This is a genomic window from Nostocoides jenkinsii Ben 74, from assembly GCF_001046875.1.
Taxonomy (GTDB): domain Bacteria; phylum Actinomycetota; class Actinomycetes; order Actinomycetales; family Dermatophilaceae; genus Nostocoides_A; species Nostocoides_A jenkinsii.
In genome coordinates this window covers 1,962,071-1,988,471 of record NZ_HF571038.1, presented here as the reverse complement: position 1 = coordinate 1,988,471, position 26,401 = coordinate 1,962,071, and the positions used below count along the sequence as shown (strand labels likewise).

Genomic DNA, 26,401 nt, shown 5'->3' with positions numbered 1-26,401 from the left:
GCCGGCGTCGAGAACTCGCAGGCCCCTGACGTCGCCCGTCAAGCGGAGGAGTTCGGGCCGGTTGTAGTGGGCATTGAAGAGACTGCTGTCGTTCTGCGCGGTGTATGCCGCGGCAAACCTCGTAATCAGCGCCCCTCACGGGGTAACTCGGAGTCTCTGTCCCACGTTCCCAACTTAACTTCTCCAGCGTCCCTATTGCAAATATTATAGAACTGGTGTACGGTTCAGAGATGACAGCGAGAGCGCAGCACCTCACAGAAGGGCCCCGGGGGGCCGCTGCTGGCCCGCCTGTCGACGACGCATACGACGGGTTAGGGCCGATCGATGACGTGTGGTGGCTTCCGCTAGGCGCCGACGACGCGAGCGCGGACTTGGACGCGCGCCGCGACGATTTCGGTTGGGACGACGAACTGCACGGCCTGCTCGACGGGGACGCATGGGCTTTCGCAGACTCGGACGAGACGGTGACAGCGGTGCGGGATCTGATTGATTGGCTCGCCACGCTCGTGCCGGATGAGCCGGTCGGGGAGGCCGGCGTCGTGGGCGCTGCAGGCCTGGAAGGGAGCCCGGCGGACCTGATCGACCTCATCGGCGGCTTGGAGAGACTCAAGGGTGCGATCGCGGCCACGCAGGCGCGGGCAACCGCCGCGTTCGCGCGCGAGGTGGTGCGGGACGCGTTCGCGAGACGTGCATCGGCGCGCAAGGCCCGGTCCGCAATCGCCCCGCAGATCGCACTGGCCCGCCGCTGCTCACCGGCGACGGCCGACCGATACCTCGCCCTCGCTCGGGCATTGCCGGGTATGCCGCACACGCAAGCCGCGTTGACTGAGGGCGTCATCGACGAACGCGCCGCCGGCGCGATTGTCCGAGAGACATCCGTCCTCACCCCCGAACTCCGGGCCCGCGTCGACGAGCTCATTGCACCGCGACTGGCGACGTCCAGCCTGAAACAACTCGCCGGCGCTGCCGCCCGTCACGCTGCGGAACTCGACCCGGCGGCTGTGGTCGCTAAACACGAACGCGCATTGTCGGAACGTGGTGCCTGGACACGACCGGCGCCGGATGGAATGGCCTACCTCAGCATCTTCGGGCCACTGACGGGGATCGTCGGGGCCTACGCATCTCTGCTCCGGCACGCCACCGCAGTGGTCGCCGGGCACTGTGAGACCGACAGCGAGGAGTCGCTCGCTGACCCATTGGACGGGCGCACTCATGCCCAAGTGATGTCTGACACCGCGATCCGTTGGCTCAGCGGCGTCACTCCCGGCCAGGCCGTGCCCGTCGCACTCAACCTCGTGATGCCCGCCGAAGCCCTCTTCGCCACCGACGACGCGACTACTGTTCAGCCGAGCGTCCGCCCGCCAAGGAGCCGAGAGACACCCGCCCGGATCCCGGGGCACGGCATCCTCCCCGCTGCCCTCGCGAGACGACTGTTACTCCATGGGTGCGAAGCGCCCGACACCGCCAAATACAAACCACCAGAACGTGATTCGTCACCACCAGGCTCGCCTCCTGGTGGCACCCGGCTGGCCGAGCCCGCGCAGGTGTTCCTGACCAGAGTGTTCGCCAGCCCAGACGGCCGCGACCTGCTCGCCCTCGACGCCACCGCCCGTCTCTTTCCACCCAAGCTCCGCGCCGCGCTCATCGTGCGCGACGACAGGTGCCGCACCCCATACTGCGACGCCAGCATCCGACACGCGGACCATATCCAGTCGGCGAACAGTGGCGGACCCACCTCGCTATCGAACGGGCAGGGCCTCTGCGTTCGCTGCAATTACACGAAGGAGCTCGAGGGGTTCAGCACGAGAGTTCTCGACGAACACCATGTCCCCGGGGCCGGACCGAACACCCATGTGACAGAAGTGACCACCCCCACCGGCCACCTCTATGTTTCCGTCGCGCCCCCACTTCTGGAGTGACCGCGCGCGGCTCCTATTCTCTAGTGCCACGTCTCCCTCAATCGACTAAGTGACAACAGCGAGCGTATGCCGCGAACACGCGCCCGGGGGTGGCCGCCCGATGTGGCGCACTAGGAACCGTGGGACAGCTGGCGGTTCCGGGCGGCCGTGAGGCTGACCCGTGCGGCTAGGGACACCAGCTCTGGAGTGAGTGGCTCGTGGGTGACGAGAAGAGCGAAGTAGAGCGGTGCCAACAGAGTTTTGAGAAAGACATCGGCATCCACATCGTGGGGAAGCTGGCCATCGTCCGCAGCCTTGGTCAGGCGTTCCTGGATCCCCTCGCGGCGCTCAGACAGGATCCGGGCGATGGCTAGCTGCACCCCGGTTGATTGTGCCCCGCCCGCCCCGATCATCGCGATGAGTTGACGCCCGGAGGGTCCGGTGAGCCATTCGGCCCGCGCCTGGGCAGCGGCTGCGACGTCGCGGTCGATGTCGCCCGTATCGGGCATGTCGGTCTCGCCGCGAAATCGACGGTCCCAACCTCAGCCCCACGGCCCCGGCAACCCAGGGCGAGACTCAGTTCCTAGCGGGGCTGGTCCACAACAGGCCCTCAAACCGGACGAAGTCGCTGTCGAATGAGCAGACGCTGGTGCCGTACTCAAGGGCCAAGGCGGCCTGACCGCACGCATCCGTGATGCACGGCCCTACGGAGTTGGGGTGACGTGGATCAGCCCATGCGCGCCGCGCTCGGCGTCGACCATCAGGTGCGAGACGACCGGATAGTTGCCGGCCTCGGGCATGACCAATTCGACGAAGCCGCCCTGGCCGGGCATCAGCCCGAGCACCTGGGAACCACCCGAATCCGGACCCGGCCGAAGCAGCCAGGCGCCCTCGGCATACACCGTGTCGAACTGGCCACCGACGACGTGGAAGGACGACGGACGATTAGGGCCAGCGTCGAGCACCCAAATGCGCACCCGATCGCCGACCTGGGCGGTGAGGGTGCGCTGGTCGTACTGCCCGGCGATGCCATTGAAGGTCATCCCCGTCGGCTGCTCGGCGAGGACAGCATCGGCCGAGATCTCGTCGGCGCTGCCCTTCGTCCGGTTCGCGCCGAGGTAGAGCTCGGACTGCACGAGCACAAACTCGCGATCGACCTTGGGAAGGCCGGGCGGGTCGATGATGACGGCGCCGTGCATGCCCGCCGCGATGTGCGCGGACATCGGCATCGAGGAGCAGTGATACATCCAAATGCCGGACTTCGTGGCGGTAAAGGTATAGGTCAGCGAGGCGCCGGGCGGAATCGTGCGCATCGGCCGGTCGGGCGCCAGCGCCCCAGCGTGGAAGTCGATCGAGTGCCCCATCGACCCGTCATTGATCAGGGTGATGATGAAACGGTCGCCGACCTTGCCGCGCAGGGTAGGCCCGGGGACGGCGCCGTTAAAGGTCCAGCGGCGCTGCCATACACCCGGCGCGACCTCCAACTCGAGTTCGCGCGCGGTGAGGGTGACGCGGTGGACGGTGGCGCTCGGGGCGGGTGGGAGATCGGGGTCGACGGCGGTGAAGCCTGGTCCGAAGGCGGCGTGCAGATCGAGGGGTGCCGTGGTGGTCGCCGGATTGCTCGTCGTATGGCCGTCGTGCCCGGCACTCACCGTCTCGCTCCCCGGCGCGCCCGTCACGTCAACGGCGAAGACCATCCCCATCTGACGGTGTCCGACGACCGAACACCACCCCTTAAGGCTGGTCCCGACGACACCCACATCGAGGGTGGTCGATGTGCCCGGGCGCAGGCGATTTGTGCGCGCGCCATTGGCGAAGACGAGGTCGTGCGTGGTCGTCGGATCGGTATTGGTGAGGTCAATGACGAGCCGGTTCCCGGCCGGCACGGTGACGCTGGCGGGCACGAAGCGCATGCCTTTCATGACGACCTTGACCGTGGTGGTCTGGCCGGTGGCGACGACGCCGGCCGAGGCGTCGCGGCTGGCGGCCAGCGGCAGGCCCGCCGACGTGGGGTCGACGACCACGCCGACCGCGACGGCCATACCCAGGGCGATCAGGCCAGCAACCAATTGCCCGCCGGACCACACCGAGCGTGACCCAGGGGCGGGTATGCCGGGTGGCTGGGGCGGGGGGCAAGCCCCCGTCGCCCGCGGCGCGGCGCGCGCGCAGGGAGCCGCGCAGACCCAGGCCCATCAACGGCAAGAAGCTGACGTATGCCGCGAGCACCAGCGTCGTGGTCAGCACTCGAACCACCGAAGGCACGGGGAGGAGGCTGAGCAGGAGTCCGCCATTGATGAGGACGAGGCGGAGCACGGCATACCGGCCCATCGTCTCGGTTGCGGCCCGCACGGCCGCGGGGCCACCGCCAAGGACGACCGGCACGAGGTAGGACAAGGCGCCGAGGAGCAGTTGCGGCGCGAAGCCGGCGGCGAGGACGGCGGTCGCGCGTCCGTGCGCGACAGATAGGTCGGCCCAACTGCTGCCGCGCAGGAGCACGACACTCACCCAGACGAGCAGCACAACCATCCACGACAGCGCGAAAAGCACTGACAGGGAAGCGAACTCACGCGGCGGGCGGCGCCGGGCCGGCGCCCACAGCGCGCGTCCCCACCACAGCGCCGAGCCGAGCCAGGCGAGGACGCCGGCGGCGGCGAGCGGCATACGGCCGAGCAGGGCGCCGGCCACGACGACGGTGACGGACGCGAGGAAGAGGGGCAGCGCCGTGGTCGCGAGGCGCTCGGCGCGATCGTCCATCCGGGAGCGCAGCATCGTCGGCCAGAGCGTGACGAGGGTGCCGGTGACGGTCAGCCCGATCCAGCCGAGGACGAGCACGGCAGTGTGCGCGAGGAGCAGGCGGCCGTGGATGTCATCGGCGTAGCCGCGCGCGAGCAGCACGCCGAGCGTCGCGCCGATGGGCACGCAGAGGGTGGCCGCGATGTAGTAGCGGACCGTGATCTTGAAGCGCGGCGCCATCGCCGCGCGGAGGCGTCGCCAGAGTTGCCAGCCATGCCACAGGAGCGCGCAGGCGACGGCGGTGGCGCCGATGACGGCGATCCACCAGAACTCGCCAACCACGCCAGTCGCGACCGCGGCGACGCCGATGAAGAGGAGCATGGCGCGGCGGTCTTGGGTGGCGCGCGAGTCCAGATCGGGACCCGTCTTCAGCAGCGCCTGACTGAAGTGCGTGCTCCACACCATCGCCGAATGGGTCAGCGCGCCAAGCAGCACGAGGTGGACCATCAGCCAGCGTGCGTGTTCGAGGAAGGGGTGCACGAGCGTGACCGCCGCGACGGCGATCAGCCAGAGCACCGCGGGCAGGTCGCGCCAGGGCCAAAAGCCCTGGCGACCGGGTCGGCGCGGCCGCTCCGACGCCTTCTTGGGGTATGCCGTCCGCGCCACCTCGGGGCGATCGATACCGGTTGTCATGGGCTCACCTGAGCCGGCTCGGACGCCTTGGGGTGGATGCGGGCGGCTCGGCGCCCGGTCAGAACGCACGCGATTGCGGACGCCGGCAACGCGAGGAGAGCGGCGATGGTGACGAAGGCTCCGACCCGCCAGGGCGTGGTGTGCCCGTCCGCGAGGCCCGCGACGAGGCGGACCAGAAGTCCAATGTGCAAGAGCACCAATGGGATCCAGAGCACGGGTCGGTAGGGCAGGGCCACGCGCAGCACCGCCGGCAGGATCACCGGCGCGTGCGCCATCACCATCGACATCCCGAATCCCAAGAAGCACGAGTGAACGAGCAGGTCATAACGTTCGGGCGACACCGGCGGCCCGCCAATCAGCCAGCCGAGCCCGGCGACGCCCAGCCAGGCGTAGCCCGCCGTCGCGAAGGCAAGCAACCACAGCCCGGCCGTCGGCGGCAGGGTCAGCCGGGCGAGTTCGACGCGCTCAGCGCAGACGGTGAGCACGACGAAGCCGACCAGCCACGGCAATAGATCCGCCACGTCGAGCCGCAGCCACAGCACCGCCGCGCCCAGCGCGAGCGAGGCGGCGAGCACCTGGGTGATCGTCGTGTCATCGTGAGCGCGACGCCACAGCGCGACCAGCACGGCGGTGGCGAGCGCGCAGCCCGCGACCAACAAGACCTGGGCGACCAGGCGCGGCACCGGCGCGACGAGCGCGAGCCCGCCCGCCCCGAGGAGGGCCGGCGCAGCATACGCCCAGGCAGCGCGGAGCGCGACCGATCGCTCCAGGGAGATCAGGGTGCCGAGAAAGCCCAGCACCATGAGAATGCCGTGCACCCCGGCGACCCGATCCGTCGTGGCCTCATCGAGGACGAGGCGAGTGGCGGCATACAGACCGGCGAGGAGGCTGAGCGCGGCAGGGAGGAAGAACGGCAGGCGAGCGCCCGCCGTCGTGGGCACGGACATCGAGAGGTATGCCGCCTCAGCGGATGCGGGCGAGCTTCAGACGCCAGGCGTCGGGGCCCTCCTGGAGGTAGCTCACCTCGATAGCGTCGCCCTCACGGTCATTGAGCTGCTTGAGCAGGGGCAGCGGGTTGTGCGGCGCCACGAGAACCATGGCCGCACCCGGGCGCAGCTGGCCGAAGGCACCGAAGACTGCGCCGTGGCGGATCGCGTGCGGAATGGCGCGCGCGTCGAGCTCCGGCAGGCCGGAGTCCGCCTCGTGGCAGCCGCAGTCGTGGCCGTGCTGCGCCTCGGTGAGCGGGATGGTGTTGAGCGGGGTTTCCTGGGTCATCTCAGGCCTTTCGGGTGGAGGGTTCCGGTTGGGTGGTGCGGGTGATGGTGCAGGCGCCGGGTTCGGCGAACGGATGGAGGTCGAAGTCGCCGAGATCGTGGTCGGCAGCCCAGCGGTCGATGAGACCGGCATGGAAGCTGCAGACGACATCGGCATCTGCCCGCGCGACGGTGACGAGCGGACAGGTGTGCAGCCGCATGGTGTCGTCCGCTACGTCCTCGGGCGCGAAGCCGAGGTCGGCGAGGTGTCGTTCGAGAGGCGACAGCTCACCGTCGTCCCCTGGATAAGAGGTGGGAGCAACCCACCCGCTGGGGCGCTCGACCAATAGCTCGGGTTGAACCGACCGGCCAAGCTCGCGGGCTGCGACGGCCGGGTCGGGGGCCGTGCGGCGCAACTCCCCGGCCAAGGCGGCAATGAGGACGAGCGCGGGGCGGGCGATGGCGGGCGTGACCACGGCATACAAATATGAGGGCCGCCCTCTCCCGGCTGAGTCAGCCTTGACTCGCTCGACGAGCCCGAGATCGACGAGGCCGTCGAGATGCTCCCGGACCGTATTGCCGTGCTGATCGGTCGCCTCGGCCAACTCGGCCACGGTGAGCGGCGCGCCCGCTCGGTCGAGGACGGCGAGGACCTGAGCCTGCGCAGGCGTCGGCGGTGCCGACCGGGTCGGGACCGGACCTCTCGCCCTCGGCTCTTTTTTCACGGTTCTTACCGTATCAAATGCCACCGACAGCCCTGGCAAGCTAACACCTATGCCCGAACCGACGCCCTTCACGCACAAGCCGACGCTGCGCGATGACCTGGTCATCCTCCGCCCGATTCGCGCCGAGGACGCCGACGTCTTGGATGACCTCATCCACGAGGACGACGAGATCCCCCGCCTGACCGGCTCCGTCCATTCCAGCGTCGAGCCGGTCGACCGAATGCCGATTGAGCAGCTTCGCGACATCTATGGGCAGTGGGCGGTGGCCGACGATCGCCTCGTGCTGGCCATTATCGACAACGCCACGGGCGAACTAGTCGGCGAGGCCGTACTCAACAACTGGGATGAGGGAAATCGATCGTGCAACTTCCGAATCCTGATCGGCGGTGCCGGCCGCGGCCGCGGACTGGGCACCTCCGCCACCCGCTTGATCGTGGAGCACGGACTGACAGTTGGGCTGCACCGGATCAGCCTGGAGGTCTATGACTTCAACCCGCGGGCTCGGCATGTCTACGAGAAGGTCGGTTTCCGCCACGAAGGCACCGGCCGCGACGCCCTCATCTTCGACGGCGAATGGATAGACGTGCACTATCTCGCGATCCTCGGGGGCTAACCAATCCCTAGACTCCTGGACATGCCGGACAGCACCCCCGCCGAGCGCCTGCGCATCGCGTTGGATCTGTTCGACCTGGGCGTCGAAATGACGCGGGCCCGCCTAATGCGCGAGCACCCAGACTGGACGCCCGAGCAAGTTCAGGAGGGCGTGACCGCGTGGCTCCGGGACCGACCAGGTGCCGAACTCGGCGACTGCGTCGGCCGACTCGCGTCGCCGGAACGGATCCAGCGGATAACCGGATGAACTCGCCTATCTGGGAGTCGCTTCGCCGGCTTACCAACGACGCCACAAATCTGGGTTTGCGTTGGGCCCTGATTGGCGGGATGGCCGTGTCCGCACGCGTCGAGCCCCGCTTCACACGGGACATCGACATATGTGTCCTCGTCGACGCTGACGCCGACGCCGAGGCGGTCATCGCGTCGTTCTTCCAGCGGGGATACACCCTGGATTCGCTGGTTGAGCATGAATATCTCGAGCGCCTTGCGACCGTGCGGCTGCGCCCACCCGTGTCCGAGGGCATGCTCGTGGACGTTTTGTTCGCCTCGTCGGGCCTCGAGCCCGAGATCACTCGCGAGGCCGACCAGTTGCAACTCGTCCCCGGGCTTACCGTGCCCGTGGCCAGGCCAGCCCACCTCGTGGTCCTCAAGCTCCTGGCGCGCGATGACTCCACGCGCCCGCAAGACCGGGCAGACCTCGCGTCACTCCGGCCAATCTTGACTCAGCAGGACAAGACGGAGGTGCGGCGACTGGCGCACCTCGTCATCGAGCGCGGGTTCCACCGTGGGCGCGACCTCCCGACCTTGGCCGAGGACTATCTCGCCTCGCCCAAATCCGGCAACGTCTAGCGTCTCGGGTCAGGCGTGCCGGAGGTGAGCCAAGCGCCGAGGACGCAGCCACGCGAGCCCCTCGCGCCGCGCGCTTTGCGCCGCGCGCTCGGGGCGAGGCAGGGCGCGAAGTTCCTCGTTGAGGCGCTCGAGGTCGCGGTCGACTGGGACTGATGCGTAGCGGCTGTAGTTCGTCATGCCTCAACAGTGCAACAGCGAACCCGTCACCACAAGCGAATATTTCTTCACAATCATTCAGTCAGAACGTACGATTCGACCATGATCGACCTCAACCGCCTCCGCGTCTTCCGTGCCGTTGTCCACTCCGGAACTGTCCACGCGGCCGCGGCCAATCTCGGCTACTCGCCAAGCGCGGTGAGCCAGCACATCACCGCCCTGCAGCGCGAAACCGGGCTGATGCTGTTCGAGAAGTCGGGACGGGGAATTAGCCCCACCCCGGCCGGCATTGCGCTGGTGACTGGGAGTGAGGACGTCATCGAGGCCGCCGGGCGTCTCGAGGGCTTGGTCGACGACCTGCGCGAGGGTCGCACGGGAAGCCTGTCCATCGGCACCTTCCCCTCCGCGGGCCAGTACTGGGTCCCCGAGGTCGCCCGGACCCTGTCCGCCGAGTTCCCTTCCCTCCTCTTAAACCTCGATCTGATCGATGTCACCGACGGCCCGCGCTCGCCATACGACATCGAGCTTCGGGCAGAGGACCCGTCACTCGGCCCGACCCATGTCGAGGGACACCGGCGGTTCGAGCTGCTGGAGGAGCCGTATGTCGCGGTCCTCCCGGCAGCCCATCCGCTCGCGTCGCAAAGTCAGGTCGCGCTGACCGACCTGGCCGGCGAGCGTCTGATCGCCGAGGGCATGGCCGACACCACGTGCTCGGGGATCCTGCGCCGCGCCTACGCCGCCTCCGGCGCCAGCCCTCGGTATGTCGCGCGGTCCAGTGACCACCACGCCGCCCTCGGTCTCGTCGCGGCGGGACTAGGAATCACGCTGCTTCCGCGACTGGCGATGGGACGGCTTGACGATGGCCTGGTCCAACGACCGGTCTCCGGGGAGGCCGCGCCACGCCGCCGCATCGTCGGCTTCGTGAGCGAAGGGGCCGCGCCGCGAAGGGCAGTCGTCCGCGCCGTCCAACTCCTGCACGAGGTAGCTCGCCGGCGCGAGGCCACCGCCGCCTAAACCCAGCAGGTCGCCCGGCACCATGACCCGGCATCGCACGCCGGCCGCCCGCGCAATCCGGCGATCCAGGGTGACCGAGGGTGCCCCCAGTTGCTCGGCCAGGGCGGCATACGCGGCGTTGATGCAGAAATGATGCTGCCCTGACCCGTTGTCGGTGGCCCCTCGTAGGGTTCTCCATATGGACCCCGAAGAGACGCTGGCAGGCCTGCAAGGGCCCGCACTGCCAACGTCTCCGCCGGTCGATCGCCAGCGGCTGGAGGCGCTGCGCTATGCCGTCAATGAGGAGTCGGGCCAGTACATCGCCATCATGCGAGTCTTCACGACCGGGCTCGCGGGCCTGCTCTCGGATCAGTCCGCCGTGGACGTGCGGGAGGCGCTGACCGCGCAGGGGGTGTCGCTCGACCTCGACACGGTCGACGCCCGCCTCTCCTATCTCGTAGAGCACGGCAATATCGCGCGAAGCCCCCGCGAGACCGAGGCCCGCACGCTGGCCGACTATCTGCGCAACCGGGCCCGCTACCAGTTGACGCAACGAGGTGAGCTGGTCCACCGACAGGTCGAGGAGTTGCTCGGTCACAGTGAGTCCGCGCGCGAGGTGTCGAGCCAGATGCTAGGCGGCATCCTCGCCGGCCTGACCGCTCTCGCGGCGCTGGATGCGACCCATCTCGAAGGCGTCGAGCCGGACCGACTTGCCCGCGACATCACCACCGTCTTCGCCCAGTTCGATGAACTCGTGCACAGCACGCGCGAGTTCTACACCTATCTGACCCAAGTCCTCTCGCGCTTCGACCTCGACCGGTCCGAGTTCCAGCTGTTCAAGGTCGCGCTGATCGACTATCTCCAGCGCTTCGTCGATGAGATCTCCCGACACATGCCGCAGATCGCGGACATCTTGGCCACCCTCGACCCAGCTGTGCCCGACCTTGTTGCTCGGGCCAACGCCGGCGAACGTTTGCTCGACACCGGTGGCCGCCTGGCCCGGCGCTCGGCGGGGCTCGACCCGCTCGACTGGCGGAGTCTGCGAGCCTGGTTCACCGGTGAGGGAGGTCGCGGCAGCGACGCCGACGGGGTGCGCAATCTCGCGACATCGGCGATGCGTTCCCTCCTGACCAATCTGCGGCGGATTGCCACGTCTGCCGAGCGTGAGCATGGGCGGTATGCCGATCTGGTTCGCGTCGCGCGATGGTTCGACGATGCTGACGACGACACCGCACACGCCCTCTTTGCCAGTGTCTTCGGGCTCTACTCCGCCCGCCATCTCGGCTTTATCAGCGACGACCCGGAGCAGCCGGCCTCTCCGATGACGTCTTGGTGGACCGGTCCACGCGCCGACGTGCCGGTCATGCTCAGGGAGCAGGGCGAACGCACCATCGCCGGGCGATCCGGGCGCCGCGAAGACTTTGCCGTTGCCAAGGCGGCACGGCTGGCCGAGCGCACGCGTGCCGAGCGAGACCGGGCGGCGGCCTTCGCGGAGATCGTCGCCCACGAGGGACGACTCGGACGAGTCCGTGTCTCCGACCTCGCGCGCGATCTCCTGCTGGAGTTGTATGCCGGTGCGCTGGCCGCCGCGATCGACGGCGATGCTCCCGTCGTGGCCGTCCCAGGCACCGCCGCAGTCCTGTTCGTCCACGAAACCCCGGGTGACGGGACCGCCGTGACGAGCCCCGCCGGCCGCCTCACCCTCGTCGGCCGCACTCTTGAAGTGCGTGCCGAGCAGGCTGTCCGCACCGATCACAAGGTGGCGCAGTGACGACCACCGCCGATCGGATCGCCGCGACCGCCGACCCGCAGGACCTCGCCGAACGCCGCCGGGCGGCTCGGGCGCTCCTCAAACGCCCACTGCTCGCCAGCGGCAGCACGGACCCCGACGACCTCCGGCTTGTCCGCCGCCACCAAAGTGAGCTGATCCAGCTCTTTGCCGACGGGCTGGGCTATCGCCTCCAAGTTGATCCCACCTCAGCCCGGCTCTTCAAGACCGGACTCGGCCCCGACTCCACGCGACCGCTGCGACGGCGCAGCGGCGCTTCCTTCACGCCGCGCGCGTATGCCCTGCTGTGTCTCACGATCGCCGCCCTAACGCGTGCGCGCACGCAACTTTTGGTCGACGAACTCGTTGCCCAGGTCCGGGCGGCTGCGGTCGACGCCGGCCTTGACGTCGACCTGGACGCAATTGGCGATCGACGAGCGCTTCATGCGGCGATCGTCGTCCTGGTCGATCTTGGGGTCCTGCGTGAGCGCGATGGCGACTTGGAGCACTGGGCCGATCAGCGCACCCAATCCCTCCTCGACGTCCGACGAGACCTGCTCTCCCTCCTGGTGGCTGCCCCGCTCACGGCCGCCTCGTCGGCCGCCGATCTGCTCACCCTCGCGGCTCTGCCCTCGGCCGTCGGCGGTGCGCGCATCGCCACCCGGCGAGCCCTGCTGGAACGCCCCTTGCTCACCACCGATGACCTGACAGCTGAGCACGCCGAGTGGTGGCGGCGCAATCGCAATCGCGAACGCGATTGGTATGAAACGCATTTCGGGCTAGAGCTGGAGTTGCGCGCCGAGGGTGCCGCGGTGATCGACCCGGACGACGACCTGAGCGACGAACGCTTCCCAGGAACCGACAAGACCCGACAACTTGCCCTCTTGGTCCTCGAAGCGTTGGCCGACGAGGTCCACCGCACCGCGCCCGGGGGCGCAGGCACCGCGTGGCGCGGACTCCCGCTCACCACGGTCGAGCGCTGTGCTCAGGACGTCCATGCCAGGTGGCATGATCGGCTGCGCCGAGACCAACGCGAGGACCCCGACCGCGCCCTCCGCGAGGCCCTGGGCGTCCTTGCTCGGTTCGGGCTCATCCGCCGCGAGGACGGGGCCGTGTTGGTCCACGCCGCCGCCACCCGCTACGCACCCCGAGTGGCGCTGCTCGCCCAGAGTGCGACCGGCGAGACCTCCCTTTTCGACGACCTGACCGACGGCGAGGACTGAGATGGCGATCGATGGCAGCCGATTCCGGATGCGGCGCGCTGGCGTGCTCAATGTCTGGCAATACGACGAGCAAGTCTTCGACTTCGCCGACGGCCGGCTACTGCTGCGCGGGGCCAATGGCGCCGGCAAATCCAAGACCATGGAGATGTTGCTGCCCTTCGTCATCGACGGGGACAAGTCACGGCTGACCTCATCGGGTCGCCACCACACCAGCCTGCTCTGGCTGCTCCTCGACGGCTACGACGGATCCGCCCGCACTGGCTACGTGTGGGTTGAGTTCGGCCGCGACAACGCCGACGGCACAACCGACGTGATCACCTGCGGCGTGGGCTTGCGGGCCACCGAGAAGGCACGAGCCGCCACGTCGTGGTTCTTCACGACCCCCCGCCGGGTCGGGCATGACCTCGCTTTGGAGAACGCGGCCGGGCCGCTGAGCCAGCCTGCGCTCGCCGCGGCACTCGAGGACGAGTCCGGGGCGAGCCGCGTCTTCGACAACCCCCGGCACTATCGCGAGCACGTGGGCGCGCTGCTGTTCGGCCTGCCCCTGGACCAATACGAATCGTTGCTCCGGCTCCTTTACTGGCTGCGGCAGCCGCAGGTCGGGGAGGACATCGATCCGCGGCGCCTCGCCGAGCAACTCGTCAATGCCCTGCCCACCCTGGATGGCGACACCCTGAGCGCAGCGGGCACGACCTTCGATGAACTCGAGGCGTTCGGCGAGGACATCGACCGTCGCGAACGCGCCGCCGCCGCGCTCGCCACCTTCGTCGAGACGTATGCCGCGTACGCCCGCTCCGTCGTTACTGACCGCACCCGCGTCGCTCTGGAGGCCGCGAAGGCGGTCGGCGCCGCCCGGCGACGATTGCGGCGGAGCGAGGGCTCGCTCACGGAGGTGACCGAGGGTCTCTCGGCGGCGGCGATGGCGATCGACGCGGCCGAGCAAGCACAGCGGGAAGCCGCATCGCGGATCGCCGCCCTCGAACAGAGCCCGGAAGCGCAGGCGCGAACCGATCTTGCGCAGTCCGCCGAGCTGGTGCAAACCCTGGAGAAAGCAGCCAGCGACCTGCGGGCTGTGGCCGAGAAGGCACACGTCCGGGCGCAGGCCAGTGCCCGCGAGGCGTCAGCGGCCAGCGACCGCCTGATGGACCGGGCTGGTGAACTGCACGACGCGACCGAGCGCGCCGAGGCTGCTCTTGCCGCGTGTGGGGCCGAGGCTGCCCCCGGTCCGACGGCGGCCCAGGTGCTTAGACGACCGGATTGGCGCGATGCCGACGCGGCCAGCGCCGTGGAATCGGCGGTCGCGCACGCGGGGCAGACACACGCCGAGTGGGCCGAGACTGGCGCTCGCGCCGCGGGTCAAGTCGGCGCGGCCATCACCGTGGTGGAGGAGGCCCGCGGCACCCATGTGCGTGCTCAGGAGACCACCCGGCGGGCCGAGGCCGGGGTCGATCGCGCGGAAGCCGCGGAGACGGCCGCCCTGGCTGACCTGGAGACCGCGCGGACGCGGACGCAAACTCGCGAGCGCGAGCTGACCGACGCCTTGCAGACGTGGCAGGCCGCCCCGGGCGCCGTCTCGGTCGTCCTTCCGACGCTGGACGCGGACGGCTTGGCGCACCTGGAGTCCATCGTCGCGGAGGCAGCCGCGCCGGACCAGGAGCGGCTGGCGACGCAGGTCGCGGAGGCGAGCGCGCGGCATACGCAGATCGTGGCCGCCCTCGCCCGACTCACCAGCGAGCGCGCCGCGATCGAGGCGGAGCGAGATCCTGCTCCCGCCGTGCCGGCGTGGCTTCGAGACGACCGACGCAACCTCCCCGGCGCCCCCTTGTGGCTCCTGGTGGACTTCCGTTCGGAGGTCGAGGCGCAGGTGCGCGCCGCGGTGGAAGCCGCCCTCGAGGGGTCGGGGCTACTTGATGCCTGGGTGACCCCGGACGGCACCCTGCTCGATCCCGCCCGCCACGATGTCGTCCTGACCGCAAACCCGGTGCCGGTTGCGGCAGATGCCAGTCTCCTGGCCATCCTGGGCGCAGACCCCTCGGCCCACGAGGCCGTGCCGGCGCGGGTCGTCACCGACCTGCTTGGCTCGATCGCGTTCGCCTCGGCTGGTGCCGGACAACACGGCGCACGGGACGAGGTCGCCGCCGTCGTCGCGGCGGACGGGTCGTGGCGCCTCGGACCCGCGCGGGGCCGCACAGCAAAGCCGGTTGCGCAGTACGTCGGCGCCTCCGCCCGGGCGCAGGAGCGTGCCCGCCGCCTCGCCGAGTTGGACGAGCGCATCCGTCAGGAAGAGCAGGCGCGCGACACGGCCAAGCAGGCCGCTGCCGAGGCACAGCAGGCGCTCACCGCCCTGATGGCGTGGCTGCGCGCGCGGCCTCGACACGACGCCGTCCTGACGGCCTGGGCCACCGAAGCCGCGCGAACCGCCGTCGCGGAGCGCGCCTCCGCCGAAGCCATGGGTGCGCGGGACCTCGCCCGGGATGCCCGGTCGCAGGAGGCCGCCGCGCTGAGCGACCTCACGGCGACCGCGGCACGACACGGCCTGCCCATCACGCACGAGGGGCTCGCCGCTCGCCGCGAACTGGTGGCGAGGGCAGGGAAGGACCTGGACCGGGTCGGGTCCGCCCGACGCGCCCTCGACACCGCCTTGGACTTATGGCGCGGCGTCGTCGCCCGCGCGACCGACGACGCCGCCGAGGCCGACCTGGGGGGCACCCGGGCGCGCATCGCCCGGAGTGAAGCCGCCAGCCGACGCGCCGCCCACAACGAGTTGGTGGCGGCTCGCGGCAAGAGTGTCGAGGACCTGGAGCGGCGCCTCGCGGAGCAGCGCACGCTGCGCCAGGAGGCCGTCGAGGCACAGCGCCGACACCGCGGCGAACACGATCACCTGCTCGGCCGGCAGGGGCAGCTGCGGCAAGAGGCGGACGGTCACCGCGCGGCCCTCGCCGAGGCCGAGCCGGCGCGGGACGCGGCATACGACGCCGTCCGCGCACTGCATGCGGTTCCCGGCTTGATTAGCGCGGCCGACGTCGGGGCCGATCCGGCACGCCCGCCGACGGAGCGGGACGAGATCACCTCCCTGCACGAGCGAGCAGCGGCCGGTACGCAGGCGGGCGCCAACGCGGTCCTTGCGGCCCTGACCGGCCTTCAAACCGGGCCGGCCTCCATCGTCGAGCCGCGGTTGGCCGAGCTCGACGGCACTTTCGCGGCACTCGGACGGGACGAGTCGGCGGGCGATATCGCCCTCACCGAACTCGCCAACCGCCTGGCTGCACAGGTCGCCGCCGACCGTGAGCTGTTGACCGACCGGGAGCGACACCTCTTCGAGACGCACGTGCTCGGCCAGCTCGGCGACACCCTTCGCGGCGTCCGCCGGCAGGCCGACGAGCTGGTCGCGGCCATGAACGTGCAGCTCGGGCGAGTCTCCACCTCCCAGGGAATCCGGGTGCGGCTGCGCTGGCGGCTCCGCGACGACATCCCCTCGGATGCCCGCCGCGCGGTCCAGCTGCTCGGCGAGGCCAGCGGGGCGCTCCTGCCCGGGGAGCGCACCGAGCTGCGCGACGCGCTGCACCGGCTCATCGACACCTCCCGGGTCGAGGCGCCCGAGGAGTCCTACACCGAGCACCTCACCCGGGCACTGGACTACCGTCAATGGTTTGCCTTCACGGTCCAATATCAGCGGCCCGAGTCCGGCGATTGGCGCGACCTGCACCGCAAGAGTCCGTTGTCGCAGGGCGAGCAAAAGGTGCTGTGCTACCTCCCGCTCTTCGCCGCCGCGGCTGCACATTTCACGTCCTTGGCCGGCGCCGCACCGCACGCTCCCCGATTCGTGCTCCTCGACGATGCCTTCCCCAAGGTCGATGCCCGCACCCATCCCCTGCTGTTCGGCTTGCTCGTCGATCTCGACCTCGATTTCGTCGTGACCAGCGAACGCTTGTGGGGCACCCACGCAACCGTGCCATCGCTGGCGATCTATGAAGCGCTGCGCAATCCGGCCGAACGCGGGATCGCCCAATACGAGCATCGCTGGGACGGCCGCCAGCTGACCGCGGTCGGGGCGCGTGCCTGACGGCTGGTGGACCGCGCCAGCCTTGGAGCGGTCCTGGCTGGCCGTCGCCGATCGCCTTGAGCGGGCGGGACTGGTCGCGCAGGGCCGCGTGCGCCTGCGCGACCTGCATCGCGACGAGCAGCAGGCCCTCTCCGGTCTGCTCGGCCGCAGCATCGTCACGTCCAGCGTGGAGGTGGACTTGGCCTCGCTCGATGACCGGCTCCGCTCCCGCGCGGGCATCGACCTCATTGACGCCGCCGCCACCGTCACCGGCCGGGTCCTGGTCGATCGCCCGGCCCGGAGGGCGGATAACCGTGAGCGCCACGAGGCCCCTACACGAGCTTTCGCCGCCTGGCACCAAGCGCATCCCGATGCTGGCCTGCCGCCGCTGGCGGAGTGGCTGGACGGACTTCGCCGCGACGGGCTACTCGGCCGGCGGGGCGGCGATCCAGCCGCTTTGGTGACTGCTGCCCTCGACGTGCTCGCCCACCGCGCCGAGCACCTGACCGGTGTCGGTCTGTCTCCGCCGATCGCCCGGACCGAGCTCGCAGCGCGACTTTTCGGGGACGCGCATGCACTGGACGACGACCGATTGCTGACACGCGCGATCCTGCGCGCGGTCCCTGATGGCGGCGAAGGCACCACCCAACGGGCCTCATGGGAGCGGCTCGGGGTGCTCTCGGACCGGATCTCGTCAACCTGCCTAACGTTCGGGCTGCGCTGGGCCGCCGGCGCGGCGGGGGCGCGCGCCTCGGCATACACCCTCGAGAGGGCCGTCCTGCACCTGACCTGGCGTGACCTCGATGAGGGCCTCGAGCCAGCGCCGGGCCAGACCGTATTGGTCTGCGAGAACCCCCGCGTGCTGGAGGCCGCCGCCGAGATCGGGGTCACGGTCGGCGTCGTCTGCACCAGTGGGCGAGCAAACCTCGCGACGATTGAACTCCTGGACCGCATCCAGTCCGCGGGCGGCCAGCTGCTCTATCACGGCGACTTCGACTGGGCCGGTGTCGCGATGGCGAATCATCTGCGCGCGCGATGCGGCGTGCAGCCGTGGCGGATGGACGTCGATGACTATCTGGCGGCGCCCGCATCGCTCGCCCTGAAGGGCAGCCGGGTCGACGCGAGCTGGGACCCGGAACTCGCCGCCGCGATGGCGCACCGTGGCCGGGCCGTGCACGAGGAGGCACTGCTCCCGGCCCTGCTTAAGGGCGTACACTCAAAACCATGGTCTACACCGTAGAACATCACCGACATTCACCAGACGTGGCGACGGCGATCGAGCGCTACCGACACCCCGTCCTCTTCTATGGACTCGCCACGGCAATCCCCTGGGTGACCTGGGGAATCGCCGGCTACCTGAGCCACCGGCCGTCCCAAACAACGGCGGTCCAAGGACTCACCGCGATCCTGGGCGTCCTCGGCTTGCTCGCTCCGATGCTGGTGGCCGCTGCCCTCGTATGGCGAGATCCGGCTCTGGTGCGCGACGTGCGCGAGCGGCTGCTCGCCATACGTGGCATCACCCTGCCTCGCGCACTCCTGATGCTGCTGCTGCCCGTGGGGGCGTTGATGCTGGCGACGGCCATCTCGCTGCCGCTGGGCTACTCGACGGAGCAGTTTCGGCTCGCCGACGGGATTTCGTTCAGCGCCGGACTCTTGCCCGCTTGGCTCACTCTCACCGCCGCCCCGATCGTCGAGGAATTGGCCTGGCACAGCTACGGCACCGACGCGCTCGCCGCGCGCTGGTCGATCTTCCGGACGTCGATGGTCTTCGCGATCATCTGGGCGGTGTGGCATATGCCGTTGGGCCTGATCAAGGGCTACTACCAGGCTGAAGTCGTCGAGACCGGGGCTCTAGCGATGCTCAACTTCCTCGGGTCGATCTTCCCGTTCGTGTTGATCATGAACTGGCTCTACTACCGCTGCGGCCGCAGCATTCTGGTTGCGGTGGTTTTCCATCTCGTCGCGAACATCACCAATGAGGCCTTCCAGACTGCACCGGATACCAAGGCGATCCAGACGGCGATCTTCCTCGCCGTCGCCGTCGTTCTCGTATGGCGCGATCGCGCCCTCTTCTTCGCCCGTCCGGACCGCTCGGCGCGCGACTGATGGCACCCACCCCGGCGCGCATCTCCCGAGAGCAGGCCGTCGAGGCCGCCTTCGTTGTCCTCGACCGTGACGGGCTCGACGGCTTCTCGATGCGTGCCCTCGGCCGGGAACTCGGAGTGGACGCGATGGCGGTGTATCACCACGTGCCGAACAAGGCAGCGCTTATTGACCTTGTCGTCGATGAGGTGTGGTTGATGGCCGCGCGCGGCGGGAGCGAGCGGGACGTTGCCGAGACGGGGCAGGCGGCCGAGCCGAGGTGGCAGGAGATCATCGCCGCGCCGATGCGCACCATACGAAGAATCCTGCTGGCCCACCCGAATCTCGCGCCCATCGTGGGTACGCGACCCGCGTCCACGCCGACCGTGCTGGGCCTGCTCGAACACATAGTCGGAGAGTGCGCGGGGGCTGGCTTGCCACCCGCCTCCGCGCTGCCATTAGTCGACTGCCTGGTCGCGTTCACGGTCGGCAAGGTGCTGGCCGAGGTCCGGCAGCCGATGGGGGGCCCCGCCCCGGATCAGGAGGCCATCGCCGCGGGACTGACGCCGGCGGGCTTCCCGCACATCGTTGCCGCGTTGCAGAGTGGCTACTCCTGGTCGCCGAACGAGCAGTTCGAGCGTGGACTATCAGCCCTGATCGACGGATGGGACCGCGGTTGACAGCGCCCTAACGCCGGGCGGCTCGGGTCAGCAGGACGACCAGTCGAGGGTGACGTAGCCGTTGCCATACGTCGTGGCCGTGCCGCTGCCTGAACTCGGCGTCACGAGCAGGCCGCCGCCATTACCGGCATAGCTCGACCCGGCACCGCCGGTGCCCCCATTGCTGTTGTGCCCGGTGTAGGTCACACCGCCTCGCGTGGTGGTGGCCCCAATTGCGGCGCTACTTCCGCCGGCGCCGCCGGCGTAGCCGCCGACACCACCGCCCGCCGACGAGGGAACCGGGCCGTATCCCGACAGCACGAGGCCAGCCGCACCCGCGCCGCCATTGCCGCCACCATTGGCGGCCCCGGACCCGAAGGCGCCACCATTCGATCCCGTCGCCGTCGTTTGAGCGCCGGTCGTGGTTGCCGCAGCGGCAGAGAGGGTCAGGGTCGTAGTCGAGGCCACAGCAGTGCCACCCGTCGCCCCACTGCCGCCGTTGCCGCCACCCGCGGTCAGCGCAGCCACGGTAGCGCCGTTGGCACTGTCGGTGATCGAGCGCGTGGACACGGTTCCGGTATCGCCCGCGCCAGCCGTTCCCGAACCGGCCGGGAAGGCGCGGATCGTCGAGATGGAAACGGCGCCGATGGCCGATGCGGTGCGGGGGCTCGTCGCCGGGTTGTCCGTGGTGTTCTGGTGCTTCGCGACGTGGCTGATCCCGGTCCTCGTGGCCATGGGCTGGTGGCGGCACTACCTCCGGGGCATCCCGCTCACTTATGAAGCGACCCTCTGGAGCATCATCTTCCCGTTGGGGATGTATTCAGTGGCCGGCATGTATCTCGGCCGCGCCGATCACCTGCCGATCGTCGAGTGGATCGGGGCGACCTGGCTGTGGGTGGCGGTGACGGCCTGGGTTGTCGTCACGGTCGCGATGCTCCGGCACATCGTCCTGACGGTGGTCGCACGGCCCAAGGCGCCGTGATCGAATTGGTCGCTTTGTCCAGAACATACTGATAAGGCCCGACTACTGATAAGGCCTGCGAATACGAAGTAGTGGTTGCGGCCGCCGCTAGCCGTCGTCTGGGGCCTGCGGCGGCCGCGAGTCACTTGGCGAAGGTGACGTTGAAGGTAGTTCCCGTCGAGCCGCGCCAACTATTCGTTTGACTCGGGGACCACCCCTCACCCGGCCGGCCGTCGAACTCGGCCTGGTAATCCGGCTCACTGATCCCATGCCGTACCCATAGCGAGGGCGACGGGGCATCAGTGAAGACGCTCACGAAGCGATTCGTGCCGTGATCGTTGTAACCGCACACAACGCTGGGGTGCAGCCCCTGCGAGACGAAGTCGTCGAAGGCGGCCTGGTGCTGCACGTGATCGAGTCCATGGCGAGCGGCCCAACGCGGTGACCACCCCTGGCGCCGGTGCCAGATGCAGGCGAAGCGCACATCGTCGCCATCACCGAAACCACTGACCCACACCGGAACCCAGCCCGCAGCGGAGTACTCATCGAAGACACATTGGTAGTCCTGCGGCGTGAGTCCGTGTTGCGCAGACCAGAGCGGCGGAACCGCGGAACGATGCCAGATCGACGCGTACAGATCCGTCCCACCCACGTTGTACCCATTGACGAGAACGGGATACCAGCCGTCGGCGGGCAGCGTGTCGAACAGATCTTGGTGACCGGCGCTGTCCAGCCCGTGGCGCGCTTGCCACGCGTGGTCCACAACCTGCTTGCGCCAAATCGCCGCGTACCTCGCGCCACCCTCGTCGTATCCGCTGACGCAGACGAGTTCCATTCCCTGGTTTCCCGTGAGGTCGTCAAAGAGCGCCTGGAACTCCTGAGAGTCGAGACCGTGGCGAGCGATCCAGGCGCCGTCGCCGAGCTCGGAGGTGTACCGGAGCGAGACGCTGCCATTCGTAGCGCCGTCGATCTCGACCACCGCGTGCTCGGTATCAAGACGGGTGACGCTGTCCGGTGTCCACGTGAAGTGCGGCGCCGCGCCGTCACGTGTGCGGATTTCGATTGCCCCCATTGTCGTCCGACTGACGGGAGGGTAGTGCGAGTGGTCGAAAACGCCATACGCCTCCAGTGTCTCGTTGGCCCAAGTGAGCTCCTGAATGTCGGTCACGAGCAGTCCGGTGTTCGCAATCCCGGCAAACGCGCAGTCGTAACTGTGAAGTCCATTGGCCGTGCCAGTGAGAGTCATGACACCGGTGAGCACATCGCCGGGGCGTACGTCGACGAGATCGGTATGCAGGTGCGTCCCCCCGATTCCGTCGACATACCAGCTGGCCACCGCCCATCTGGGTCCGCCACCAGCTGCACTCGGTCCCCACTGAAGAACAGGTTGGTAGATCCGGTCGCTGTTCTGGATCCCGTTGAAGAGAAAGATGGTCTGGCCCACGTCGGTCGTCGGCTCCGCCGGCACAGTCCACGTCGTCGAGAAGGACGAGATGGGGCTACCGGAGCCGTTGGTCCAACCGGTGAACGCGACCCAGCCGTTGATGGGAGTGGCGGGCACGATGCCCTTGCGAAGGAGTTGCTGTCGTGGTTCCTTGACCAATCGCGTGATGTCGTCGATGCGGCGGAACATGCGGCCTTCCAAATGGCCATTCCCCTCGCCGACGCGCCGTGGAACTGGTGGCCCACCGGGCTCATCAATAACGGAGTGCGCCGGTAGCAGAATGGAATCTCCTGACCGCAGGATCTCGTTCGGCGAAAGCCTGGTCAGGTTAGTCGGGAGCAGCGGGCGACTCGGGTCGTGGCGCGAATCCGGGGAGATCTCCAGGACGAGCTGGCCCTGGGGGCCCAGGATTCGGATGCCATCAGCCGCTCCCTGGATGGTGTGGTCCGGCGGGATGTAGTGAACGTTCTTCGCCGGCCGATACCCGCCCGGAGTGAGGACGAAGTCAGACATAACGGTGCTCTCATCGCTGAAGTGAGTGACGCGGGGAACCGCTTCTGCATCATCAGAGCGTTCGCAGCGCGCCGTGATACGTGCGGTAGTCGGCGCCGTACGGCGGGCCCAGGACGGAGTCTCACCGTGGCTTGCGTTCCTCGAGGCCGACCACCGGGCGATCGACGACCACTTCGCGGCGTTCGGCACGGCACTGTCGGAAGGCCGGGTTGAGGCCGACGCGCTCGCCGCCGGCGCGGCGGGGCTGCGCCGGCACATTTGGGTGGAGGAGACGATTCACTTCCCGCCTCTGCGCGAAGCCGGCCTGTTCGGGCCCGTGCTCGTCATGCTGCGCGAGCACGGGGAGATCTGGGCCTTGCTCGACGCGCTCGACACGGACGTGGCCGCCGGAACCAGCGCCGCTCGGCTGGCGCAAACGTTTGCTCAACTGGAGGAGGTGCTGGAGCAGCACAACCTCAAGGAGGAGCGAATCCTCTACCCGGCGGGCGATCAGGTGCTCGACGCCACCGTCGCCGAGGCCGTCCGCGGCGCCCTGTCCGACGGCCTCATGCCCGCCGACTGGGTATGCGAGATGTTTGATCGCTGACTCGTCGGTCCGTCATCGTGGCTTGCGGGTGCCGGGCAGGTAACCGACATCAATGACGGCTTTGACGAAGGGGCGCGCCGCTTGGAGCACCGTCTCGGCGTCCGGCACCCCGCTCCAGAACCCGGCAGCCGCCAAGTCGGTCTGCTCTTCGAGGTGGTCGTAGTGCGTGGCCCCGGCCGGCGTCATGGCCCCCGCGCCGTCCAGAAGTCCGCGCGACTGCAGGGAGTCAACGGCGGCGGCCCAGTCCTCCTCGGCCCAGCCTCGGGTGAGCAGCAGTTGCTCCTTGCCCATGGTCCGGCGGCGTAGCGCGGGGTCGGGATGCGGAGCCTCATGCAGGACCAGCATCTCAACTGGCCCTAGGCCCGCGAGCACGAGCGCGGCCACGTGGCCGTCGCCGCGGTGCTCACGAATGATCGTGCACGCGTGCCACAACTGCAGGTGCGCCTCGTCCGGCCACGGCCACGCCGCCCACGCCGCCGCAAGGGGTCTGCCCACGTATGCCGCGTCGTTGATTCCGACGCGCAACGCACCGACGATCTGCCTCAGTTCCGGCGCGGTGATCCGCTCGCCGAGCGCGTCGCGCAGGGCTCGGTCGGTCGCGACCGCACTGGCCGCCGCCACCTCGGGGAGACCCGCGGCCAGGGCCTGCGACCAGCCGTGGCTGACCCAAGCCGGGTTGAAGTTGGCGAAGGTCGCGGCTACCACCGCCGACGGGCAGCGCCCGAGCGGTGCGGCGCGACCCCCGAAGTACAGCCCGAGTTGATCGATTCCCAGCGACGTCCGCGCCGCCTTGTTGTACGGATTGAAGTACGCGAGAACGTGATATGGCTCCAACGCCTCGTAGGCCGCCCGGGCCAGCGCACTGCTCATACGCCTCACCCTAGAGCGACGTGCAGAGATCGTGCCGGTGCTCGCTAGCCGCGAATGGTTTTGGCAGCCTGAGTTGGCCCCGGCATGACGGCTTGGGGTGGCCCCACCTGGACAGCGTTTCGGCGTGTCGGGGTGGTGTGACGGTCTGATCTGGCCCCACCCCGTTGAGCGTGGCCGTCATGGCTACGCACTCGATGGTGGTGGTGTCCGGGACGGGGTCTCGGGTGGAGTTGTTCGCGGCGATCCGGCGGGATGCGCGGGTGGAGGATCTGTCGATCCGTGAGCTGGCCCGCCGCCATCAGGTTCACCGGCGCACCGTGCGTCAAGCGCTGACGTCTGCCGAGCCGCCGCGTAGGAAGCCGCCGGCGCGGGACGCGCCCCGGCTGGGTCCGTTCACGGCGGTCGTGGATGCGATGCTCGTCGCCGACTTGGACGCGCCGCGCAAGCAGCGGCACACGGCCCGCCGGATCCATGATCGGCTTGTCGACGAACACCGGGCCGAGCTGTCGTACTCGACGGTCCGGGACTATGTGCGGCGCCGGCGGCCGGAGATCGCGGTCGAGCGCGGCCGGGTCGCCGCGGTCGGGATGGTCCCGCAAGAACACGCCCCAGGCGCGGAGGCCGAGGTCGACTTCGGCGAGGTGTGGGTGGTGCTGGACGGGGTGAAGACCAAGTGCCACATGTTCGTGTACCGCCTGTCCCACTCCGGCGCCGCGGTCCACCGCGTGTACCCGACCTGCGGGCAGGAAGCATTCCTGCAGGGCCACGTCGAGGCGTTCGAGACCTTCGGCGGGGTCCCGACCCGGCACATCCGTTACGACAACCTCACCTCCGCGGTCTCCCAGGTGTTGTTCGGGTCTGGTCGGCGCCGGACCGAGAACCCGCGCTGGGTGCTGTTCCACTCCCACTACGGGTTCGACCCGTTCTACTGCCAACCCGGCATCGACGGCGCCCACGAGAAGGGCGGCGTCGAGGGCGAAGTCGGCCGGTTCCGCCGCAAGTGGCTCACTCCGATGCCCGACGTCGCGACTCTGGATGAGTTGAACGAGCGGATCGTCGGCTGGGAAGCCCGCGATCTCCACCGCCGTATCGACGGGCGTCTCCGCACCGTCGGCCAGGACCTCGAGACCGAGCGGCCACTGCTGCGGCCCCTGACAGCCGACGCCTTCGACCCGGGCCTGGTGTTGACGCCGCGAGTGGACCGGTCCGCGCTGGTCACGGTGCGGATGGTGAAGTACTCCGTCCCCGCTCGCCTCATCGGCCGGCGCGTCCGCGTCTCCCTCCAAGCCTCCCGGGTGCGGATCTTCGACGGACGGACACTCGTGGCGGATCATCCGCGGCGGATCGCCAGGACCGGGAGCGTCGTCGACCTCGACCACTACCTCGAGGTCCTGGCCATCAAGCCCGGCGCGCTGCCAGGGTCGACCGCCCTGGCCCAAGCCCGAGCGTGCGGCGCGTTCACCACTGCGCACGAGGACTTCTGGATCGCCTCACGCAGGGTCAACGGCGACGCCGACGGCACCCGCCAGCTGATCGACGTCCTGCTGCTGCACCGCAGCCATGCCGCCGAGGACGTGATCGCCGGCATCCGGGCCGCGCTGACCGTCGGCGCGGTCACCGCCGACGTCGTCGCCGTCGAGACCCGCCGCCACGTTGCCGCGGGTGGAGCCAGCCCGGACCGTCACCCCGCTGACCACGTCCTCGACAGTGAGCAAAGAGCCGGACGGTCCGAGCGGGTCGTCTCGTTGACGATGCGCCGACTCCTGGACCCAGCCGCCGTCATCGCCGGCCTGCCACCCGACACCCGCCCGTTGCCATCCGTCGCCGCCTACGACCAACTCCTCACCGGTACCGACCACACCACCCCGACCGATCCCGGAGGCTCCCCATGACCGCTGCCACCACGACGACGTCGACCCTGCGTCGGCGGCGCGGCCTCACCGAGGAAGCCGCCTCAGCAGCGGTCGACACCGCCTGTCGACGGCTCCGACTCCCGACGATCCGCTCCGTGGTCGAGGAGGCCGTCGCCGCGGCGACCAAGGACCAGCTCACCTACACCGGGTTCCTCGCCGAACTCCTCCTGGCCGAGGTCGACGACCGCGATCGCCGCTCCACCGTCCGCCGCGTCAAGGCCGCTGGCTTCCCGCGGGAGAAGTACCTCGAGGACTTCGACTATGAGGCGAACCCGAACATCAACCCTGCCACCATCCACGCGCTGGCCGCCGGGGATTGGATCCGCCGCGGCGAACCCCTCTGTTTGATCGGCGACTCCGGCACCGGCAAGAGTCACCTACTCATCGCGTTGGCGACGGCCGCCGCGACCAGCGGCTACCGAGTCCGG

The 26,401-nt window shown here is 69.2% G+C and carries 25 protein-coding genes; 15 read left to right on the top strand and 10 right to left on the bottom strand.

Translation table 11 applies throughout. The annotated features are described in order from the left end of the window. Window positions 1–230 precede the first annotated feature (230 nt). Window positions 231–1,919, top strand: a complete 1,689-nt coding sequence (locus BN13_RS09280; protein WP_084733667.1) for an HNH endonuclease — start codon at window positions 231–233, stop codon at window positions 1,917–1,919. A gap of 110 nt (window positions 1,920–2,029) precedes the next feature. On the opposite strand, the gene BN13_RS09275 is transcribed toward BN13_RS09280, so the two are convergent. The 6 genes from BN13_RS09275 to BN13_RS09255 all read right to left on the bottom strand — a co-directional run bounded on the left by BN13_RS09275 (window position 2,030) and on the right by BN13_RS09255 (window position 7,302). Beyond that, window positions 2,030–2,407: a TetR-like C-terminal domain-containing protein gene (locus tag BN13_RS09275; RefSeq protein ID WP_048546265.1), complete on the bottom strand. Its 378-nt coding sequence runs from the start codon at window positions 2,405–2,407 to the stop codon at window positions 2,030–2,032. Between the two features lie 195 nt (window positions 2,408–2,602). Next, window positions 2,603–3,802: a multicopper oxidase domain-containing protein gene (locus tag BN13_RS20260; RefSeq protein WP_235434003.1), complete on the bottom strand. Its 1,200-nt coding sequence runs from the start codon at window positions 3,800–3,802 to the stop codon at window positions 2,603–2,605. Then, complete coding sequence (locus BN13_RS20255; protein WP_235434002.1) at window positions 3,756–5,324, bottom strand: hypothetical protein; 1,569 nt, start codon at window positions 5,322–5,324, stop codon at window positions 3,756–3,758. Before BN13_RS20255 ends, BN13_RS20260 begins: the two co-directional genes overlap by 47 nt. Further along, on the bottom strand, window positions 5,321–6,271 hold the full coding sequence (locus BN13_RS09265; protein WP_048546263.1) for a hypothetical protein: 951 nt from the start codon (window positions 6,269–6,271) through the stop codon (window positions 5,321–5,323). Before BN13_RS09265 ends, BN13_RS20255 begins: the two co-directional genes overlap by 4 nt. A gap of 16 nt (window positions 6,272–6,287) precedes the next feature. Continuing rightward, window positions 6,288–6,599, bottom strand: coding sequence for a DUF2249 domain-containing protein (locus BN13_RS09260; protein ID WP_048546261.1), 312 nt, complete (start codon window positions 6,597–6,599; stop codon window positions 6,288–6,290). 1 nt (window position 6,600) lies between these two features. After that, window positions 6,601–7,302: a helix-turn-helix transcriptional regulator gene (locus tag BN13_RS09255; protein ID WP_162199936.1), complete on the bottom strand. Its 702-nt coding sequence runs from the start codon at window positions 7,300–7,302 to the stop codon at window positions 6,601–6,603. Between the two features lie 49 nt (window positions 7,303–7,351). Here BN13_RS09255 and BN13_RS09250 point away from each other — a divergent pair, with 49 nt between their 5' ends. Genes BN13_RS09250 through BN13_RS09240 form a run of 3 tightly spaced genes read left to right on the top strand, consistent with a single transcriptional unit; the run spans window position 7,352 to window position 8,763 of the window. Next, entirely contained in the window at window positions 7,352–7,915 is a 564-nt protein-coding gene (locus BN13_RS09250; RefSeq protein ID WP_048546257.1) for a GNAT family N-acetyltransferase, read from the top strand. A 21-nt stretch (window positions 7,916–7,936) separates the two neighbouring features. Further along, a complete protein-coding gene (locus BN13_RS09245) occupies window positions 7,937–8,161 on the top strand; it encodes a hypothetical protein (RefSeq protein WP_048546255.1) in 225 nt (74 codons plus the stop codon). Beyond that, window positions 8,158–8,763, top strand: a complete 606-nt coding sequence (locus BN13_RS09240) for a nucleotidyl transferase AbiEii/AbiGii toxin family protein (RefSeq protein WP_048546254.1) — start codon at window positions 8,158–8,160, stop codon at window positions 8,761–8,763. The genes BN13_RS09245 and BN13_RS09240 overlap by 4 nt, the downstream gene beginning before the upstream one ends. Window positions 8,764–8,772: 9 nt before the next feature. Here the strand turns inward: BN13_RS09240 and BN13_RS19265 are convergent, their stop codons facing one another. Further along, window positions 8,773–8,940: a hypothetical protein gene (locus tag BN13_RS19265; protein ID WP_157038524.1), complete on the bottom strand. Its 168-nt coding sequence runs from the start codon at window positions 8,938–8,940 to the stop codon at window positions 8,773–8,775. A gap of 81 nt (window positions 8,941–9,021) precedes the next feature. Between BN13_RS19265 and BN13_RS09235 the strand changes: the two genes are divergently transcribed. The 7 genes from BN13_RS09235 (at window position 9,022) to BN13_RS09205 (ending at window position 19,707) form a co-directional block, all read left to right on the top strand. Continuing rightward, window positions 9,022–9,933: a LysR family transcriptional regulator gene (locus BN13_RS09235; RefSeq protein ID WP_048546253.1), complete on the top strand. Its 912-nt coding sequence runs from the start codon at window positions 9,022–9,024 to the stop codon at window positions 9,931–9,933. 178 nt (window positions 9,934–10,111) lie between these two features. Continuing rightward, on the top strand, window positions 10,112–11,683 hold the full coding sequence (locus BN13_RS09230) for a TIGR02677 family protein (protein WP_048546252.1): 1,572 nt from the start codon (window positions 10,112–10,114) through the stop codon (window positions 11,681–11,683). Further along, window positions 11,680–12,903: a TIGR02678 family protein gene (locus tag BN13_RS09225; protein WP_048546250.1), complete on the top strand. Its 1,224-nt coding sequence runs from the start codon at window positions 11,680–11,682 to the stop codon at window positions 12,901–12,903. The genes BN13_RS09230 and BN13_RS09225 overlap by 4 nt, the downstream gene beginning before the upstream one ends. A 1-nt stretch (window position 12,904) precedes the next feature. Then, on the top strand, window positions 12,905–16,966 hold the full coding sequence (locus tag BN13_RS09220) for a TIGR02680 family protein (RefSeq protein WP_048546249.1): 4,062 nt from the start codon (window positions 12,905–12,907) through the stop codon (window positions 16,964–16,966). Beyond that, window positions 16,959–18,185, top strand: coding sequence for a TIGR02679 family protein (locus BN13_RS09215; protein ID WP_048546246.1), 1,227 nt, complete (start codon window positions 16,959–16,961; stop codon window positions 18,183–18,185). Before BN13_RS09220 ends, BN13_RS09215 begins: the two co-directional genes overlap by 8 nt. Next, on the top strand, window positions 18,170–19,051 hold the full coding sequence (locus tag BN13_RS09210; RefSeq protein ID WP_048546244.1) for a CPBP family intramembrane glutamic endopeptidase: 882 nt from the start codon (window positions 18,170–18,172) through the stop codon (window positions 19,049–19,051). Before BN13_RS09215 ends, BN13_RS09210 begins: the two co-directional genes overlap by 16 nt. Beyond that, a complete protein-coding gene (locus tag BN13_RS09205; protein WP_048546241.1) occupies window positions 19,051–19,707 on the top strand; it encodes a TetR/AcrR family transcriptional regulator in 657 nt (218 codons plus the stop codon). Before BN13_RS09210 ends, BN13_RS09205 begins: the two co-directional genes overlap by 1 nt. Window positions 19,708–19,734: 27 nt before the next feature. Here the strand turns inward: BN13_RS09205 and BN13_RS19585 are convergent, their stop codons facing one another. Beyond that, window positions 19,735–20,214 (bottom strand): hypothetical protein, encoded by a 480-nt coding sequence (locus tag BN13_RS19585; RefSeq protein WP_048546240.1) that lies wholly within the window; start codon window positions 20,212–20,214, stop codon window positions 19,735–19,737. A gap of 10 nt (window positions 20,215–20,224) precedes the next feature. Between BN13_RS19585 and BN13_RS09195 the strand changes: the two genes are divergently transcribed. Next, a complete protein-coding gene (locus BN13_RS09195) occupies window positions 20,225–20,668 on the top strand; it encodes an SLAC1 family transporter (RefSeq protein ID WP_235434001.1) in 444 nt (147 codons plus the stop codon). 121 nt (window positions 20,669–20,789) lie between these two features. On the opposite strand, the gene BN13_RS09190 is transcribed toward BN13_RS09195, so the two are convergent. Continuing rightward, window positions 20,790–22,604, bottom strand: a complete 1,815-nt coding sequence (locus BN13_RS09190) for a hypothetical protein (RefSeq protein ID WP_048546239.1) — start codon at window positions 22,602–22,604, stop codon at window positions 20,790–20,792. A gap of 73 nt (window positions 22,605–22,677) precedes the next feature. Between BN13_RS09190 and BN13_RS09185 the strand changes: the two genes are divergently transcribed. After that, the gene (locus BN13_RS09185; RefSeq protein WP_048546237.1) at window positions 22,678–23,190 is read left to right on the top strand and encodes a hemerythrin domain-containing protein; all 513 of its coding nucleotides are present in this window, start codon (window positions 22,678–22,680) and stop codon (window positions 23,188–23,190) included. A 12-nt stretch (window positions 23,191–23,202) separates the two neighbouring features. On the opposite strand, the gene BN13_RS09180 is transcribed toward BN13_RS09185, so the two are convergent. Then, window positions 23,203–24,060, bottom strand: a complete 858-nt coding sequence (locus BN13_RS09180) for an SCO6745 family protein (RefSeq protein WP_048546234.1) — start codon at window positions 24,058–24,060, stop codon at window positions 23,203–23,205. Window positions 24,061–24,254: 194 nt separating this feature from the next. Here BN13_RS09180 and istA point away from each other — a divergent pair, with 194 nt between their 5' ends. Both istA and BN13_RS09170 read left to right on the top strand, forming a co-directional pair. Then, a complete protein-coding gene (gene istA, locus BN13_RS09175) occupies window positions 24,255–25,952 on the top strand; it encodes an IS21 family transposase (RefSeq protein WP_048546233.1) in 1,698 nt (565 codons plus the stop codon). Beyond that, window positions 25,949–26,401: ATP-binding protein (locus BN13_RS09170; RefSeq protein ID WP_048546231.1), on the top strand; the 453-nt coding region annotated here is incomplete at its 3' end. The genes istA and BN13_RS09170, both read left to right, overlap by 4 nt.